Annotated in this window: 16 protein-coding genes; 8 read left to right on the plus strand and 8 right to left on the minus strand. The window is 63.8% G+C overall.

Translation table 11 applies throughout. The features are described from left to right. Nucleotides 1-18 precede the first annotated feature (18 nt). From BSY17_RS07245 to BSY17_RS07255, 3 genes are read left to right on the plus strand one after another with little or no spacing between them, the layout of a single operon-like run. Nucleotides 19-585 carry a cupin domain-containing protein gene (locus BSY17_RS07245; RefSeq protein WP_069065002.1) on the plus strand — a complete coding sequence of 189 codons (567 nt, stop codon included), beginning with the start codon at nucleotides 19-21 and terminating at the stop codon, nucleotides 583-585. Then, nucleotides 585-1,478 (plus strand): NAD-dependent epimerase/dehydratase family protein, encoded by an 894-nt coding sequence (locus BSY17_RS07250; protein WP_069065003.1) that lies wholly within the window; start codon nucleotides 585-587, stop codon nucleotides 1,476-1,478. Before BSY17_RS07245 ends, BSY17_RS07250 begins: the two co-directional genes overlap by 1 nt. After that, the gene (locus tag BSY17_RS07255; RefSeq protein ID WP_069065004.1) at nucleotides 1,465-2,238 is read left to right on the plus strand and encodes an SDR family NAD(P)-dependent oxidoreductase; all 774 of its coding nucleotides are present in this window, start codon (nucleotides 1,465-1,467) and stop codon (nucleotides 2,236-2,238) included. Before BSY17_RS07250 ends, BSY17_RS07255 begins: the two co-directional genes overlap by 14 nt. Here BSY17_RS07255 and BSY17_RS07260 read toward each other — a convergent pair whose 3' ends face one another. The 3 genes from BSY17_RS07260 to BSY17_RS07270 all read right to left on the minus strand — a co-directional run bounded on the left by BSY17_RS07260 (nucleotide 2,239) and on the right by BSY17_RS07270 (nucleotide 5,336). Beyond that, a complete protein-coding gene (locus tag BSY17_RS07260; RefSeq protein ID WP_069065005.1) occupies nucleotides 2,239-3,189 on the minus strand; it encodes a fumarylacetoacetate hydrolase family protein in 951 nt (316 codons plus the stop codon). Nucleotides 3,190-3,269: 80 nt separating this feature from the next. Next, entirely contained in the window at nucleotides 3,270-4,430 is a 1,161-nt protein-coding gene (locus BSY17_RS07265; RefSeq protein WP_069065006.1) for an alpha/beta hydrolase family protein, read from the minus strand. Nucleotides 4,431-4,433: 3 nt separating this feature from the next. Next, complete coding sequence (locus BSY17_RS07270) at nucleotides 4,434-5,336, minus strand: VOC family protein (RefSeq protein WP_069065007.1); 903 nt, start codon at nucleotides 5,334-5,336, stop codon at nucleotides 4,434-4,436. Nucleotides 5,337-5,470: 134 nt separating this feature from the next. On the opposite strand from BSY17_RS07270, the gene BSY17_RS07275 reads away from it, so the two are divergent. After that, the gene (locus tag BSY17_RS07275) at nucleotides 5,471-6,379 is read left to right on the plus strand and encodes a LysR family transcriptional regulator (protein WP_069065008.1); all 909 of its coding nucleotides are present in this window, start codon (nucleotides 5,471-5,473) and stop codon (nucleotides 6,377-6,379) included. A 2-nt stretch (nucleotides 6,380-6,381) separates the two neighbouring features. On the opposite strand, the gene BSY17_RS07280 is transcribed toward BSY17_RS07275, so the two are convergent. From BSY17_RS07280 to BSY17_RS07290, 3 genes are read right to left on the minus strand one after another with little or no spacing between them, the layout of a single operon-like run. After that, nucleotides 6,382-7,161 carry an SDR family NAD(P)-dependent oxidoreductase gene (locus tag BSY17_RS07280; RefSeq protein ID WP_069065009.1) on the minus strand — a complete coding sequence of 260 codons (780 nt, stop codon included), beginning with the start codon at nucleotides 7,159-7,161 and terminating at the stop codon, nucleotides 6,382-6,384. 16 nt (nucleotides 7,162-7,177) lie between these two features. Then, entirely contained in the window at nucleotides 7,178-7,597 is a 420-nt protein-coding gene (locus BSY17_RS07285) for a nuclear transport factor 2 family protein (protein ID WP_037475343.1), read from the minus strand. A gap of 53 nt (nucleotides 7,598-7,650) precedes the next feature. Beyond that, nucleotides 7,651-10,119, minus strand: a complete 2,469-nt coding sequence (locus BSY17_RS07290) for a TonB-dependent receptor (protein WP_069065010.1) — start codon at nucleotides 10,117-10,119, stop codon at nucleotides 7,651-7,653. Between the two features lie 200 nt (nucleotides 10,120-10,319). Here BSY17_RS07290 and BSY17_RS07295 point away from each other — a divergent pair, with 200 nt between their 5' ends. Continuing rightward, on the plus strand, nucleotides 10,320-11,129 hold the full coding sequence (locus tag BSY17_RS07295) for an SDR family NAD(P)-dependent oxidoreductase (protein ID WP_069065011.1): 810 nt from the start codon (nucleotides 10,320-10,322) through the stop codon (nucleotides 11,127-11,129). A gap of 15 nt (nucleotides 11,130-11,144) precedes the next feature. Next, nucleotides 11,145-11,927, plus strand: coding sequence for an SDR family NAD(P)-dependent oxidoreductase (locus tag BSY17_RS07300; protein WP_069065012.1), 783 nt, complete (start codon nucleotides 11,145-11,147; stop codon nucleotides 11,925-11,927). 284 nt (nucleotides 11,928-12,211) lie between these two features. On the opposite strand, the gene BSY17_RS07305 is transcribed toward BSY17_RS07300, so the two are convergent. Continuing rightward, nucleotides 12,212-12,634: a nuclear transport factor 2 family protein gene (locus tag BSY17_RS07305; RefSeq protein WP_069065013.1), complete on the minus strand. Its 423-nt coding sequence runs from the start codon at nucleotides 12,632-12,634 to the stop codon at nucleotides 12,212-12,214. 149 nt (nucleotides 12,635-12,783) lie between these two features. Next, nucleotides 12,784-14,316 carry a long-chain-fatty-acid--CoA ligase gene (locus tag BSY17_RS07310; protein ID WP_069065014.1) on the minus strand — a complete coding sequence of 511 codons (1,533 nt, stop codon included), beginning with the start codon at nucleotides 14,314-14,316 and terminating at the stop codon, nucleotides 12,784-12,786. A 174-nt stretch (nucleotides 14,317-14,490) separates the two neighbouring features. On the opposite strand from BSY17_RS07310, the gene BSY17_RS07315 reads away from it, so the two are divergent. Together BSY17_RS07315 and BSY17_RS07320 are read left to right on the plus strand one after the other, a co-directional pair. Further along, nucleotides 14,491-15,252: an SDR family NAD(P)-dependent oxidoreductase gene (locus BSY17_RS07315; protein ID WP_037476054.1), complete on the plus strand. Its 762-nt coding sequence runs from the start codon at nucleotides 14,491-14,493 to the stop codon at nucleotides 15,250-15,252. A gap of 14 nt (nucleotides 15,253-15,266) precedes the next feature. Further along, nucleotides 15,267-16,022 carry a ThuA domain-containing protein gene (locus BSY17_RS07320; protein ID WP_069065015.1) on the plus strand — a complete coding sequence of 252 codons (756 nt, stop codon included), beginning with the start codon at nucleotides 15,267-15,269 and terminating at the stop codon, nucleotides 16,020-16,022. Nucleotides 16,023-16,024: the final 2 nt, after the last annotated feature.

Below are 16,024 nucleotides of genomic sequence, written 5' to 3' on the forward strand. Positions count from 1 at the left end.
TCTTCAAGGAGTAACATCATGACCACCCCCGTTCGCCGCGTCGTGACCGGCCATAATGCCCAAGGGCTGGCCATCATCCAGGAAGATGGCGCTGCGCCGCGCGTCCAGCAGGTCGGCGGCCCGGCCGGGCCGATGTTTCATGAAATCTGGAATACCCAGGCAACCCCCGCGCCGATCGACGCCGCATCGGGCGAACCGGCCGAAGACGGCATCAAGCTCGCCCCGCCCAAGGGCGGCACCCGCATCCGCGTACTCGACATTCCGCCCGAAGGCGACACCATCCGCACCATGTCGCCCGAAGAGGCCCGCGCCCATTTCGCCGAAGTGGGTGCCAGCGACGCCTCCGCCCATAGCGGCGAAACCACCCGCCATGCCCTGATGCACCGCACCGAAACCATCGATTATGGCATCGTGCTGGAAGGCGAACTGGTCTTGATCATGGACGAAGGCGAAACCACCGTCCGCGCCGGCGACATCGTGATTCAGCGCGGCACCAACCATGGCTGGTCCAACCGCTCGGACAGCAATTGCCGTATCGCCTTCATCCTGATCGACGGCGCGTTCGAGCCAGACCTGCAGCGGTAATGCGGATCGCCATCACCGGGGCGGCCGGGTTCGTCGGCCAGGCGGTCGTCCGCCAACTGCGCCAGAGCCGCCCCGATGTGGATCTGCTGCTGGCGGATCGGGCTTTCACCGGCCGGTCCGCCTATCCGACGCTCGTCGGCGACCTGACCGACCCGGCGATCGTCCGCGCGCTATGTGGCCCGGAAATCGAAGTTCTGCTACACCTAGCCGCTCTCCCCGGCGGCGCAGCGGAACGCGATCCGCAAGCATCGCGGGCGATCAATCTAGATGTGCCGCTGGCCCTTGTCGAAGCGATGGCGGGCCGCCGCCTGATCCTCGCCGGATCGATCGCGGTGTTCGGTGGCCCGTTGCCGACCCCCGTCGATGACGCCACCCCGCCCGCCCCGGCCAGCGTCTATGGCGCACACAAATATATGGTCGAAATCGCCTTCGCCGATGCCGTCCGGCGCGGCGCGATCCAGGGCATGGCGCTGCGCCTGCCCGGCATCGTCGCCCGCCCGGCAGCCGCTGGCGGCTTCGGCTCGGCCTTCCTCAGCGACATCTTCCACGCGGCAAAGGCTGGCACGCCCACCATCATCCCCGTCGCCCCCGATGCGACCAGCTGGCTTATGTCCGCCCGCGCCTGCGCCGCCAATCTGGTCACCGCCGCCTTGAGCGACGCAACTGCGCAACAAGCCGTCACCCTCCCCGCCTTGCAGGTCAGGATCGGCGATCTGGTCGATACGCTCGCCCGCTTCGGCGACGTACAGCGATTGACCTTTGAAGAGGATGCCACCACCCGCCGCACCTTTGGCAGCTATCCGCCGCTCACCACCCGCTGCGCCGATGATCTCGGCTTCCAGCATGACCGCAGCTTGACCCAATTGGTGGAGACCGTGCTTGCAGACATCTGACCCTCTCGCCGCCTTCCGACTGAAGGGCAAGACAGCGCTAATCACCGGCCCGACGCGCGGCATCGGCCTCGCCATCGCCCGCCTGTTCGCTGGCGCGGGTGCAAGCCTGGTACTGGCCGATATCGACGCCCCGGCCTGCGACGCGCTTTCCGCTACGCTCGGCGCGATATCGCTGCCCACCGATGTCAGCGATGCCGCCGCCCTCACCCGCCTGGCGGACCAGGCCGAAGTCCAGACCGGTGGCATCGATATCTTGGTGTGCAATGCAGGCATCGCCGGAACGCCAGCGCCGATGCACGCCATGGCGGAGTCCGACCGCGACACGCTCTACGCGGTCAACCTGCTCCACCCGCTCCGCCTCACCGGGCTCATCGCCCCCCGCATGGCCGCGCGCCGACGCGGCAGCATCGTCCTGCTGTCCAGCATCGCGGGCCTGCGCGGCAATGCCATGCTCGGCCATTATGGCATGACCAAAGCGGCGCTGGCGCAGCTCGCGCGCAATCTCGCGGTCGAATGGGGGCCATCGGGCGTCCGCGCCAACGCCATCGCACCGGGCCTCATCGCAACCGAATGGGCGGGCGCGATCCTCTCCAGCCCCGACCGCGCCGAACGCCGCCTCGGCCTCACCCCGCTCCGCCGCGCCGGCTCCCCCGAAGAAGTCGCCGCGACCGCGCTCTATTTGGCCAGCGACGCAGGCGGCTTCACCACCGGCCAGACGATCGTGGTCGATGGCGGCACACTGATTTCCGACGGCAGCTGATTACCCTGCCACCACCCGCTGATCGATGACACCGAAGGGTGACGCCCCCTCGCCCGCGCGCATCGCGACGCGGCTGCCGAAGGGGAGGAAGGATGTTTTGGGCGCGCCATGGGCGATGATTTCGATCGCGCGGCGTTCGGACAGGCAGGTCGAGCCTACCGTCTCATGCTCCGCATTGGACACGGTGCCGGAGCCAATGATCGTGCCGGCCGGCAGCGAGCGCGAACGGGCGGCGTGGGCGATCAGTTCGTGGAAGCCATAGGCCATCGCCGCGCCATTGGGATGACCGAACCATTCCCCATCCACCTCGACTGTCAGCGGCAGGCAGACGCGGCCATCGCGCCAGGCATCGCCAAGGGCATCGGGCGTCACTGCGAACGGCGCAACGCTGCAGGCGGGCTTGGCCTGTATCCAGCCAAAGCCGGTCTTCATCTCCACCGGCGCGATCGCGCGCAGCGACCAGTCGTTGATCAGGACAACCAACCGGACATGGCCAAGGGCATCGGCGGCGCAGCAGCCCATCGGCACGTCATCGGTGATGACGCCGAACTCGCCCTCGAAATCGATGCCGTCCGCTTCGCTGGGGAAAGGCACATCATCGGTCGGCGCGATGAACTGGTGGCTCATGCCCTGATACATGAGCGGCAGGTCGGTTTCGATCGGCGGCATGTTGAACGCCGTTTCCATCAATTTGGCGTGATTGGTAAAGGCCGACCCGTCCAACCATTGCCAGGCGCGCGGCAGGGGCGCGGCGAAATCGTCGGGTGTAACCACTTCGCCCGACGCTGCCGCCTTGACGGCTGCGGTCAGCGCGTCCTGCGCCGCGTCCCAATCGTCCAGCGCCGCCTGCAGCGTGGCATAGCCCTTGACCTGTGCGACCCGCGCGCCATCGTCGCTGACCGCTACCAGCGTGCCGTCACGGCCTCCGCGCTTCAATGTTGCCAGACGCATTGCTCAACTCCCCTGAAAAAATCGGCGACGGCGGGATCATGGCCCGCCGTCGCATTCACCCTATTGAGACGATACGTCGCTTAACCCGCGTGACCGCTCAGCGTGTCGGCGAACCAGTCGGCGATATAGTCGCAGCCAAAGCTCATATTGTCGGCGCCGACATGCTCGACCCCGCCTTCCCGCTCGGTGAACAGCTTGAGTTCGCGGCGTAGCGAGTTGACGAGCTGGTCATAGCAATCCTGCGCATAATCGACGCTGATCTGCCGGTCCTTCGCGCCATGGGTGACCAGGAAGGGAACCTTGACGCCATCCATATGGCCGCCGTTCAGGTTCATGTCCTTCGCCTTTTCCAGGAAGTCTTCCATGGTGTCGGCACCAAAGGCCCACATGACATGCGCCCAATAATGGGGGACGGGATTTTCGCCTTCCCGGTTCAGCCGCTTCTGCTGCACCTCTGCCCAATTATGATTCGCGCCCCAGCAGGCGCCGCTGGCGAAGCGCGGTTCATAGGCGACGGCGCGCGGCGCGAAATGGCCGCCCAGCGAAATGCCGGTCATACCGATGCGCTTGGGATCGGCATCAGCCTGGGTTTCCAGCCAGTCGATCGCCTTGCTTGCCCAATTTTCGCTATGCGGATCGACCGGCAGATTCTGCAAGCGCAACGCCTCGCCGCTGCCCGGCTGATCGACGCTCAGCGTCGAAATGCCGCGCCGTGCCAGCGCTTCGGGCAAATTCGACCAATAGAGCAGTTCCTTGCAGCTATCGAGGCCATTGCAATAGACGACGACCGGATGCGGCCCTGGTCCCGCCGCACGGGTATAGAGCGCGGGCATCGTGCCCTGCGCCAGCGGGATTTCCACCCGCTCGCGGTTGATCTTGCCCAGTTCCGTCGAGCGATCGAAAATGTCGCGCGCCTTGGCATAGGTTGCTTCGCGGCCCGGAGCGCCATGGCCCTGCATCCGTTCGGCCACGAACAGATAGAGCGCCGCGCGCTCCATCTTGTCGGAGGCGGAGAAAGCGCGCCCGGCGGCGATGTCTTCATCGGCGAGGCCGATCAGCCGCTCGGCCATCGCGACCCACTGCGCCATGAACTGGGGCGTACCTGCGTCCGCGCCGGATGCCGCCGCGTCGCGGATCGGCTGGCACATATCGACGATTTCGCCGATCTTGCCGCCGCTTTCCAGCGCGATCGAAACCGACAGGTTCCAGATATAGTTGGGGAAATATTCAAACAAAGCCATGGCTTATACCTCTACTGGCTGAAACAGGCCCTTGTCGGCCTCTGGATGGGGCATGGTCTGGGGTCCGCCGACGCCAACGCCCCACTGGTCCATCACCGTCGGTCCAGGCACATGCACCTGATCGACATGATGCTCGAAATCGACCTCTTCCAGTTCCGACGTATATTCGACCGCAAAGCCATTGGGCGTCGTGAAATAGCTGAACGTGTTGTTCCCGGCGGTATGACGCCCCGGACCCCACAGGATATCGGTGCCCTTTTTGCGCAGGCGGCTGATGCCGCGCATCATGTCGTCCACCGTCAGCATGTCATAGGCGACATGGTTGAGGCAGGCCGGCCCCGGCAGCACCGCAAGCCGGTGATGCGCGCTGTTGCAGCGTAGGAAGCACATGAAATCGCCCAGCCAGTCGCTGACCCGCATGCCGAGCACATCGACGAAGAATTGCACCATCGCCTTGTGATCGGGCGAGTGCAGAACGATGTGGCTAATCTTCTGCGGCACGCCGTCCCAGCGGTGCATTTCGCGGGCCGTGCCGCGGGCGACATCGCTCGAAATCTCAAACGGAAGGCCATCGGGCGAGAAGAAGCGGAAGCCATAGCCGCCGCCCAGCGTATTAAGGTCACGCGGCGCGAAGATGATCTGGCATCCGGCTTCCGTCACCTTCTGATGCAGGGCATCGACATCGGCGCGGCTGTCGGCCGCCAGGGCAATGACATCGACGCGCTTGTCCTCGGCGGCACGCAGGCGGACGACATGATGTTCGTCATTCCCCTCTGCGGCGAAGTGCAGCATGCCATCCTGCATGCCGACATCCTTCAGCCCCCAGACGTCGCGGTAGAAGCTCTGTTCGGCTTCCAGATTAGTGACGGCATAGCCGACAAAGCGAATTTCAGTGACGCGGCTCATAGCGATCCTGCTCCGATGATTGTGGGTCGGTTCGTCCACAGACGACCTCGTCGCAAGCATATAGGGCGGTTCTGCACGATTGATAAAAGGATTGTTTTGATGCAATTCAATTCATGTCGTGAATGGAGAGGCATGTGCGTTTCAAAGGTCTGGACCTTAATCTGCTGGTGGCTTTCGATGCGTTGATGGTCGATCGCAGCGTGTCGCGCGCAGCGCAGCGGGTTAATCTGAGCCAACCTGCGATGAGCAATGCCCTCTCCCGGCTGCGCGCCTATTTCGGCGATGACCTGCTGATCGCGCATAACAAGCGCATGTATCCGACACCCTTCGCTGAAACGCTGATCCCGCAAGTGCAGGCGGCGCTCGCGACGATGGAAAGCGTGGTGGCGACCTCGCGTCATTTCGATCCCGCGACGTCCAGCCGCACCTTCCGGGTCATGACGTCGGACTATATCGCCACCGCCGTTCTCTTCCCGATGATCACCCGCCTCGCTTCGGCCGCGCCGGGTGTGCGGGTCGAACTGCTCCTGCCCAGCCAGAGGCGAATCGAACTGCTCGACAATGGCAATATCGACCTGCTGATCACGCTGGAAGCCTATCTCACGCCCGAACTACCATCCGATTTCCTGCTGGAGGATCGCTACTGGCTGGTCGGCCGGGCCGACCATCCCGCGCTGGTCGAGGGGATCACGCTGGAGACGATGCAGGCCTATGAGCATGTGATGGTCGCGATCGGTGAGGAACGATTGCCGAGTTTCGGCGATGCCTATCTCGACCGGATCGGCATCCAGCGGCGCGTGGCGATGACCGCCCCCAATTTCGCCATGCTGCCCTGGCTGTTGCAGGAAACCGACTGGCTGACGCTGATGCAGGGGCGGCTGGCGCACCTGATGCAGCGCAATTTCGCCATTAAAATCGTCCCGCCGGCCGTTCCGATCCCGCCGCTCGTTGAAATGGCGCAATATCATGTGACGCGCAGCAACGACCCCGGTCTTCGCTGGTTGATCGACACGATCCGGGCGCAGGCGGCGGACACCGCCTGACGCTAAACCCCGGTCATGCCCGCGGTGGATGCCCCGTCGATCGCATATTCGCCGCCGGAGATGAACGCCGCCTCGTCCGACCCCAGAAACGCCACCAGCGCGGCGATTTCCTCGACCCGGCCCATCCGGCCCAACGGCGACATGCCTTCATAAGCGGCGCGCGCGGCGTCGGGCGATGGCGACTTGGCGATGATCGCGCTGATCATCTCCGTCTCCACCACGCCGGGCAAGATGGCGTTGCAGCGGATCGGCAGCTTTTCCGTGGCGCAGTGGATGGCGATCGACTTGGCCATCGCCAGCACGGCGGCCTTCGTCACCGAATAGGCCATATAATTGCCCATCACCTTATGCGCCGACATGGACGAATTGATGATGATCGACCCGCATGGCCCGCCGGGATTGGCGCGCATCAGGCCCAGCGCCGTGCGCGCGGTCAGCATCACCCCGGTCTGGTTGACCCCGATGATGCCGTTCCACCCGTCCATCGAAATCGATTCGACGCTGCCGTCGTTGCTTTCGGTCCCGGCATTGGCGAAGACGATATCCAGTCGGCCGAACTCGGTGGAGATCAGGTCCGCGACCCGCGCCCAGTCCGCTTCTTCCTGCACCCGCGCCTTGACGAAGCGCGCGCCCGTTTCCGCACACAAGGTCGCGGCGGCATCCTCCTTCGATCCGGTGAATACCAGCTGCGCGCCATCGCGCGCCAGCCGCTGCACCGTCGCGCGCCCGATGCCCGACGTGCCGCCCGTGACCAGCGCCACCTTGCCCGTTAGATCAGCCATGTCGTTTCCTTGTCCTTCAGTCAGCCATCAGCGTGCCGGACGCCCGCGCGATCAGTGCCGTGTCGAAATAATAAGGCGTGATGCCGCAAAATTTGTCGCCGCGCAGGTGAAATACCTCACACAGCGGCAGCGTCATCCGCTCGCCATTATGCCGCGACGTCGCCTTGATCGTTACCATCACGATCGCATGATCGTTAGATATGGTGATATCGCCGGTTTCGAGCGCGGCATCGTCCCAGAAGCTGAACACCTTGGTATAGAGTTCACGCAGCGCCGCCTTGCCCAGATATTCTCCGCCAAAGGGCAGGCTGTCGGCCTCGACGATGCGGAAATCATCGGTCATCATCGCTTCGGCTGCGTCCCATTGGCCAGAGCCGGTAAGCGCATAAATCTGTTCGACCATCGCCTTGACGGCGGCATAGCGTTGCGGGTCCATCTCTCTCTCCCAAAACAAGGCTGCCCCCGACCATCGGCCGGGGGCGCAACCTATCAGAATCTGGTGCTGAGTTGCACCATCACCGTGCGCGGCAATGTGCCAAAGCCCAGCTGGTCGGCATGGGCCGGGACTGCCCCGCCCGATGCGCCGCCGGTCGAAGGACCATCGACCACGCCGGTCACATAGAAGCGGTTGGTCAGGTTCTTGCCGATCAGCGCCACCTGCCAGCGGTCATCCTCCGCCCCGACGCGAATGCCCGCGTCCAGCGTCGCATATTTGCTCTGGCGCGAATCAGGGTTGCCGAAGCCGGAGGGGAGGTAGGAACCGCTGTAGCGCATGTCGGCATTCAGGCCGAGCATCAGCCCATTGCCCATCGGCGTGTCATAGGAAGCGCCGATCGTCCCGGTCCATTCCGGCGCGACAGACAGCGCCTGACCGCTCAGATCCTGGCGCACGCCGCCGCCCGGCAGCACGATGTTGCACCCTTCGCCGACGCTCTGCCCGGCATAGCAGGGTGCCTGCGGGAAGCTGGTATAGCGGGCGCGGTTATAGTTGATCGATCCGTGGATATTGAGGCCCGCCACTGCGCGCGGCGCATATTCGAAATCGACTTCAACGCCCTTGGTCCGCGCGTCAGCGGTCAAGGTCTGGAAGGCGAAGATGGGCGAGTTGAAGAAGTCGACCTGCAAATCCTTATAGGCATAGCTGTAGACGCTCAGGTTCAGGCGCAGCTGATTGTCGGCCAGCGTCGTCTTGACCCCGCCCTCGAAACCGCGCGCCCGTTCGGGATCGAAGGTCAGATCGGCGACCGGATCGGCGGACAGCTTGGAATTGATGCCGCCGTTGGAAAAGCCGCCCGACTTATAGGCGGTCTTATAGGCGCCATAGACCAGCACGCCGTTGACCGGCTTCCAGGTGATCGACGCTTCGGGCGACCAGTTGTTGAACGTCTGATCGGCGGTGATGACGCCCAGGCCATCGGGGTCGTTCTGATCGCGGAAAATCGCCGCCACACCGGCATTATTATAGGGCTGGGTGAAATAGCTGTCCTTGGTCTCATGCGTATAACGCGCACCCACCGCCAGTTCGAGCGTCGGCACGATCTTCCACGTCGCCTGCCCGAACAATGCGACCGTCTCGCCATCGGTGAAGCTGGTCTTGCGCGTGGCGAGATATTCATCCTCTGGCGCGGCGGCGCTGTTGGTCAGGCCACCCAGCACGATATATTGGTCGAAAGTCCGCTTGGTCTTTTGATAAAGGCCACCGACCATCAGGTTGACCGGGCCGTCGAAGCTGGTGAGCGCCCGGAACTCGGTCGAAAACGCATCGAAGGTCGAATTTTCGGTCGCCCAGTTGGACGCCACGCTCGACTGGAAATCGCAGGCGCAGGCCCAGCGGTTGTTGTTCCAATTATAGTTGGTCACCGACGTCAGCGTGACATCGTCCAGCTCATAATTGATGTTCGCGGTAACCGCCCAGCTCTTGTAGCGATTATAGAGGCTGCCGTCCGATTTGGCATAGGGGATCTGCGCCGCGAACTCGGCGGGCAACTTGTTCTGATGCGTCACGAAATCGCGGGCGCAGGCATAGCCGTTGAGCTGGCTCTCGCCGCTGGGGCAATTATAGGCGACATAGTTCCAGCTGTTGTTGTTGGTCTTGTTATAGGAACCCGACGCCTTGAGCGTCGCGGTCAATCGGTCGGTCGGCTCCCATTTCAGCGTGACGCGGCCTAGCAGTTCCTTCTCGCCGGGCTGTTCCTCCGGCGCGGGGTTGGCGACCGCAAAGCCCGTTGCGCCCGTCGCGATGTCGAAGGTGGGATAGTCGATCGGCGTTGAGACGTTACGATAATAGCCGCCATACATTTTCGACGCGCGCACCGCGACGCGCACGCCCAGCGTGTCGGTTAGCGGGCCGGACCCGACAAATTCGGCCTGCGCCTGCTGCGCCTTGAACTCGTAACCGGCGCGCGCCTTGAACTCCGGCGTCGATGTCGGATCGGCCGTAGTCAGCGAAATGACGCCTGCCGTCGCATTTTTGCCGAAGAACAAGGCCTGCGGGCCTTTAAGGATTTCCACGCCGCCAAGGTCGAAAAAGCCTTCGTTGATGATCCGGCCCTGGCCATAATAGACCCCGTCAACCACCACCGCGACCGATTGTTCGATGCCGATCGAGGTTGAGGAGGAACCGATGCCGCGCAGCGTCAACTGCGCGCCCGACCCGTTGGAGGCGCGCCCGACATTGAGGTTGGGCGTGCGCGCCGCGATTTTTTCGATCGAGGTCAGATCCTGGCGCTGGATCAGTTCAGCGGAAATGGCCGTGACGGCGACCGGCACATCCTGCACGCTTTCCTCACGCTTGCGCGCGGTGACGACGATGTCGGTCAGGCCGCCTTCCTGCGCCGCCTGCGTCGCTGCCTGCGGGGCAACATCCTGCGCGAACAGCGGCTGGGCAAGGCCCATCGACAGCGCCATGGCGCTGGTCGCCATCGCATAAGCTGATCGTTGCGCGAAAATCCTGGTCATTATTAAACCCTCACCTGATTATATTCTCGAAATCGCATCGGGATGTGGCACGCCGTAGCGGCGCGCCTGCCCGTCGGCCCTCAATGCGCGTATCGTCCCAGGAGCGAACCTGCAAAAAACGGCAGGTGAAGCAAAGGCGCGCAGGGCGGACAAGCAGGGGTGCAAAAGACGCGCCCATGTGAGGGCGGAACGGGAAGGGAATGGCTGTGGCAGGAAGATTGGACGGACGCGTGGCGCTGGTATCGGGGGCGCTTAGGGGGATCGGCCATGCCATCGCGCAATGCCTGGCAGCCGATGGCGCGACCACCATCATCACCGATCTGGACGCGCCCGACAGCCAGCCCGTCATCGACATTCTCGCGGCGATGCCGAACGCCCGCTACCTCCGCCTCGACGCGACCGAGGAGGCGGCATGGCAGGCCGCGCGCGACGCCATCGAGGCCGATCATGGCCGACTCGACATCCTCGTCAACAATGTCGGCGCGGACCTGACCGGCAAGGTGCAGGATATCGAACTGGCGTCGTGGCGGCGGCTGATGACGCTCAACATGGATACGGTATTTCTGGGCACCAAGACGTTCCAGCCGATGCTCGCCCGGACCGGCGCGACCACGCCCTATGGCTCCAGCATCGTCAATATCAGCTCGATCATGGGCCTGGTCGGCATGGGGGAAGTATCGGCCTATAATGCGTCCAAGGGCGCGGTGCGGCTGTTCACCAAATCCAATGCGCTGGAATTTGCCGATGCGGGCGTGCCGATCCGCGTCAACTCCGTCCATCCCGGCTTCGTCGACACACCCCTGCTGCGCAAGGGCATGGAGCGCTGGGCCGAACGCGACGGCACGGTGACCGCGCAGGAACTGATCGCGCAGATGGCCGAAACCACACCGGTCAAACGCCTCGCCCAACCGATCGAAATCGGCAAGGTCGTTGCCTTCCTCGCCAGTGACGACGCCAGCTATATGACCGGCAGCGAAGTCGTGGTCGATGGCGGCTGGACCGCGCGCTAAACCAAAGGATAGTTTATGAGCAATTTTGATTTGACCGGCACGGTCGCGCTGGTGACGGGTGCTAGCGGTGGCATCGGCAGCGCCACCGTACAGGCGCTCGCCGACGCGGGTGCGCGCGTGATCGCGACCGATATGGCGCAGACGGCCACGGTCGCTGGCGCTACGGACTATCGCCCGCTCGACGTCACGGACGAGGATGGCTGGGCTGCGCTGGCGGCCTATGTCGATGCCACCTATGGGCGGCTCGACATATTGGTGAATAATGCGGGCATTTCCGTCACCGACGCGATCGCCGACACCAGCCTCGCCACCTTCCGTAAGTGCATGCAAATCAATGTCGAGGGCATTTTCCTCGGTATCCGCGCCATGGCCGACCTGTTGGCCAAAAGCGGGGCGGATCGGCGCGGCGGATCGTCGATCATCAACCTGTCGTCGGTCGGGGGATTGGCGGGCGCGCCCTTTATGTCCGCCTATTGCGCATCCAAGGGCGCGGTGCGGCTGTTCACCAAATGCGCCGCGCTGGAATATGCGGCGCTCAAGCAGCCGATCCGCGTGAACAGCGTCCATCCCGGCGGTATCGACACCAACATGATGGACACCATCTACGCCCGTTATGTCGAGACCGGCGCCTTCCCCGATGAAGAGACCGCCCGCGCCACCGTATCGGCGGGCCATGCGCTCGGCCGCATGGGCACGCCGCAGGAAATCGCCGACGGCATCGTCTATCTCGCCGCGCCCGCCGCCAGTTTCATGACTGGCTCCGAACTCGTCATCGATGGCGGCATGACTGCGCAATGATCGGCGGTCTTCCGTTGTAAGGCGGATCATCGCAAATTTCGTCATTCCCGCGCAGGCGGGAATCCATCTCCAACCTTATCATCTAGGTTTCAGGTTGTGAGATGGATCCCCGCCTGCGCGGGGATGACGAGCTTTTTTGGGTCAACTTCATCTCTTAGTAGGCCACCTTACAGGCGGGGGTTTTGTCCCCCTACGCCCCACAAAAAAGACCCGGTCGCTCTCAAGCGGCCGGGTCAATTCCTACCCCCTCATGGAGAGCGAGCGGGCGGGAATAGCGCCTGTTGTCAGGTCTGGTGGATGATGGTGAAGGAGCGGCTCTGGAAGAACCATTGCCCCTCCCGCTTCACCAGCTTGTCATTGTAACAGGCCCGCGCCCGCTTATCCTTGCCCGTCTCCGGCTCGGCATAGACTTCGGAAAAATAGGCCCGCGCTTCCGCAGTATCGCCGTCAACGCGGATCATGCCCGGATTTACCAGGAAACTGAGCTGGGGATAATGCGGCATTGCGCCCGCCCACAGCGCGACGATCGCATCCTTGCCCGACACGATGCCTAACTCTGGATAATGCGACAAATCCCAATGGCTGTCCTCGATCCAGAGCGACGCCCAAAGATCCTGATCGACGCGATTGACCGCATCGGCATAGGTTTCCAGCAATTCGCGGATCGCGATCCGGTCCTCGATCGGCCCGGTGAAATTGGCGGTCAAAACGCCTCTCCTCGATTATGTGTCAGCGCAGGATATGCCCTCGGCAACGCGCGGCAACCTGCCGGAAATCGCAGGTTTTAGCGGCAAATCGTTTAGCGCGATGACTTCAACCCGACCCGTTGGGGATTTCAGGCAGATGTCATCACATTCTAACGGTAATCATCGCGCAGCAGGCGGCGCAATATCTTGCCCGATGGGTTGCGCGGCAGGTCGCTGCGGAACTCCACCGTCTTGGGCGCTTTGTAGGCCGCGATCCGCTCGCGCGCCCAGGCGATGAGCGCGGCAGGATCGGGCCTTTCTCCTTCGACCGGCACGACGATCGCCTTCACCGCCTCGCCCCATTTCGCGTCCGGCACGCCGATCACCGCGACATCGGCGACGGCGGGATGGCTGTAGAGCGCATTTTCGACCTCCGCTGGATAGACATTCTCGCCGCCGGTGATGATCATGTCCTTGATCCGGTCGGCGAGATACAGATAGCCATCGGCATCCATCCGGCCCGCGTCCCCCGTGCGCAACCAGCCTTCGCCATCCAGCGCCTGCGCCGTATCGTCGGGTCGGTCGAAATAGCCGATCATGCACGCTTGCGACGCCACCATGATCTCCCCAATCTCGCCCACCGGCAGCGTCTCGCCTGCCTCGTCCGCGATCCGCACCCGCACGCCGGGCAATGGCACGCCGATGCCGCGCATCCGCTCGCTGCCCTGCGGGTCATGATCCTGCGGCGGCAGGCCGATGATCGTCCCCGCCGTCTCGGTCATCCCGTACATTTGCGCGAAGCCGCAGCCGATCACCGCGATCGCCTGCCGCAACAGGTCGAGCGGGATCGCAGAGCCACCATAGCAGATGGTCTTGAGGAAGCTGAAATCCGTGTCGGCGGCCTGGGGATGATCGCACAATATGCGCAGCGCTGTGGGCACCAGCATGATCTTGGTAATGCGGAAGGTGACGAGCAGGTCCAGCACCCGCGTCGGGTCGAACTCGCGCACCACCACGCCGGTCGCGCCATGCTGCAAGGTCCATAGCCCCCAGCCCGACCCGCTGATATGGAAGATCGGCATCGCGATCAGCGACACATCCTGCGCCGTCCAGCGATACCAGTCGGGCAGCGCCGCCGCAGGCACCGACGCGCGCAGGCCAAGCAGGCTGCGGTTGGACAGCATCGCGCCCTTGGGATTGCCGGTGGTGCCCGATGTGTAGAGCATCAGCACCGCTTCGTCATAGCCGACATCGCGGCGCGGATCGGCTGCGTCCTGCGCGTCGCGCCAGTCGGCAAAGAGCGGATGGCCCGCGCCCGCATCGGCAAGCAGGATCGTCGCTGCGCTGTCCGTCACCCGGTCGAGAAACTCCGGCTCCACGACGATCAAGCGCGGCCGCGCGTCGGCGAGGATATAGGCAACCTCCGGCGGGGCAAGCCGCCAGTTGACCGGCACCATCACCAGCCCGGCCTTCACCGTGCCCAGCCACAAACCGAAATAGTCATCGCGATTCTTGCCGAGATAGGAGATCCGATCGCCCACGCCATAGCCCGCCGCGATCAGGCCATTGGCCACCCGGCTCGCCTGCCTATCCAGCGCGGCATAGCTCGTCTCGCGCCCCTCGAAGATCAGGGCGATGGCGTCGGGCGTCGCGGCGGCATGCGCCCTGACATGGTCCGCTACTCTGATCGCATCCGTCCCCATACACCCTCCATTGCGGGCTGCAGCATAGCGGCAAAAGCCGCGCCGTCCCCCTCTCACAATCGCTAAGGGTCATATCTTGGGCGCCAACGCCCCTGACGCTTTTGCCAGTGCAGCGCCGCCCCTTTGCCGATAAACAGGCGAGCAAATGCAGTGTGAACAGGAAAGGATGCCGTCATGGACATTGGTCTGAAGGGGCGCAAAGCCATTCTCGCAGGCGCCAACGCCAGCATCGGCAGGGCCGTTGCCAAGGTTCTGGCCGCCGAAGGCTGCGACGTTGCGTTGTGCGGCCGGACCCAGGACAAGGTCGATGCCGTCGTCGCCGAAGTGCAGGCGCTCGGCGTGCGCGGCATCGGCGCTTCGGTGGACGTGACCGATGCAGAGGCGTTCCCCAATTGGGTCAGCAGCGCCGCGCAAGAGCTAGGCGGCTGCGACATCTTCATTTCCTTCGTCTCGGTCAATCCGGGGGTGGACACGCCCGAAGCCTGGACCACGGTGCTGAACGGCGACATCCTGCCGCTGGTGCGCGGCATCCACGCGGCCCTACCCGCGCTCGAACAGTCGGATGCCGGGTCGATCGTGACCATCTCGTCCACCGGTGCGTTGGAGGAATTTATGGGGCCGCAGCCCTATAATGCGCTGAAGGCGGCAGTCATCAACTACAGCGCCGCGCTGGCGCAGAAACACGCGCCGCAAGGGCTGCGCGTCAATTGCGTCTCGCCTGGCCCGATCTACACCGACGATGGCCCCTGGGCCTATATCAAGAAGAATATGACCGATTTCCATGACGGCATCCTCCAGCAGATTCCCTTCGGCCGGATGGGCACGGGCGAGGAACTCGCCAAGGCGATCGCCTTCATCGCATCGCCCGCCTGCCGCTACATGACCGGGGCCAACATCCTGATCGACGGCGGCATCACCAAGGGCGTGCAATATTAAGCGGGGACGATAGCATGAGCGAGACACAGCCAGCGCGCATCAATTGCGTGCTGATCGTCGGCGGCCTTTATCACGACATGGACTTCGCCCGGCTGGAGCTGTTGAAGCTGCTGGGCGAAGACCCGCGCGTGCGGACTCGCGTGTTCGAGGATTATGGCAATCTCGACGCCATCCTCGCCGCCGACATGCTCATCACCTATACGTGCGACGTCGTGCCGCCCCTGCCCGCGCAGGAAGCATTGCGCCAATGGGTGCGCGATGGCGGCCGCTGGTATGCGCTGCATGGCACCAATTCGGTGCTGCGCCTGTTCGACAATGGCCTTTATGGCAGCCCGCGCTGGGCACCGCTGATGATGGAAACGCTGGGCAGCCAGTTCATCGCCCACCCGCCCATCGCGCCCTATCGGGTCGATGTCGCCGACCCCGATCATCCGCTGACCCGCGGCATCGAACCGTTCGAAACGACCGACGAACTTTATTTGCTGGAACGGCATGGCGACCTCCATGTCCTGCTCGACACCGAATTTGCCGGCGAAGCGACCGGCTTCGATGAGCATCAATGGGCGCAGGACCGGCACCCTGTCCTATATATCAAGGCGCAGGGCGACGGCGCGGTCCTCTACAACACGCTCGGCCATTGCCGCAGCCATTATGACATGCAGCCCTTCCTCGACTGGTGGCCCACCATCGACCGCTGCGCCTGGGATCTGCCGGTGTTCTACGACCTGCTGCGGCGGGGCATTGCCTGGTGCAAGGGGGAGGGTGCTTGAGG

Origin of the sequence: Sphingobium sp. RAC03 (genome assembly GCF_001713415.1) — a bacterium.
Classification (GTDB): Bacteria; Pseudomonadota; Alphaproteobacteria; order Sphingomonadales; family Sphingomonadaceae; genus Sphingobium.

Coding starts and splice junctions, on each gene's coding strand:
- BSY17_RS07245 (WP_069065002.1), top strand. CDS start 19: ATGACCACCCCCGTTCGCCGCGTCGTGACCGGCCATAATGCCCAAGGG.
- BSY17_RS07250 (WP_069065003.1), top strand. CDS start 585: ATGCGGATCGCCATCACCGGGGCGGCCGGGTTCGTCGGCCAGGCGGTC.
- BSY17_RS07260 (WP_069065005.1), bottom strand. CDS start 3,189: ATGCGTCTGGCAACATTGAAGCGCGGAGGCCGTGACGGCACGCTGGTA.
- BSY17_RS07265 (WP_069065006.1), bottom strand. CDS start 4,430: ATGGCTTTGTTTGAATATTTCCCCAACTATATCTGGAACCTGTCGGTT.
- BSY17_RS07270 (WP_069065007.1), bottom strand. CDS start 5,336: ATGAGCCGCGTCACTGAAATTCGCTTTGTCGGCTATGCCGTCACTAAT.
- BSY17_RS07280 (WP_069065009.1), bottom strand. CDS start 7,161: ATGGCTGATCTAACGGGCAAGGTGGCGCTGGTCACGGGCGGCACGTCG.
- BSY17_RS07285 (WP_037475343.1), bottom strand. CDS start 7,597: ATGGACCCGCAACGCTATGCCGCCGTCAAGGCGATGGTCGAACAGATT.
- BSY17_RS07290 (WP_069065010.1), bottom strand. CDS start 10,119: ATGACCAGGATTTTCGCGCAACGATCAGCTTATGCGATGGCGACCAGC.
- BSY17_RS07295 (WP_069065011.1), top strand. CDS start 10,320: ATGGCTGTGGCAGGAAGATTGGACGGACGCGTGGCGCTGGTATCGGGG.
- BSY17_RS07300 (WP_069065012.1), top strand. CDS start 11,145: ATGAGCAATTTTGATTTGACCGGCACGGTCGCGCTGGTGACGGGTGCT.
- BSY17_RS07310 (WP_069065014.1), bottom strand. CDS start 14,316: ATGGGGACGGATGCGATCAGAGTAGCGGACCATGTCAGGGCGCATGCC.
- BSY17_RS07315 (WP_037476054.1), top strand. CDS start 14,491: ATGGACATTGGTCTGAAGGGGCGCAAAGCCATTCTCGCAGGCGCCAAC.
- BSY17_RS07320 (WP_069065015.1), top strand. CDS start 15,267: ATGAGCGAGACACAGCCAGCGCGCATCAATTGCGTGCTGATCGTCGGC.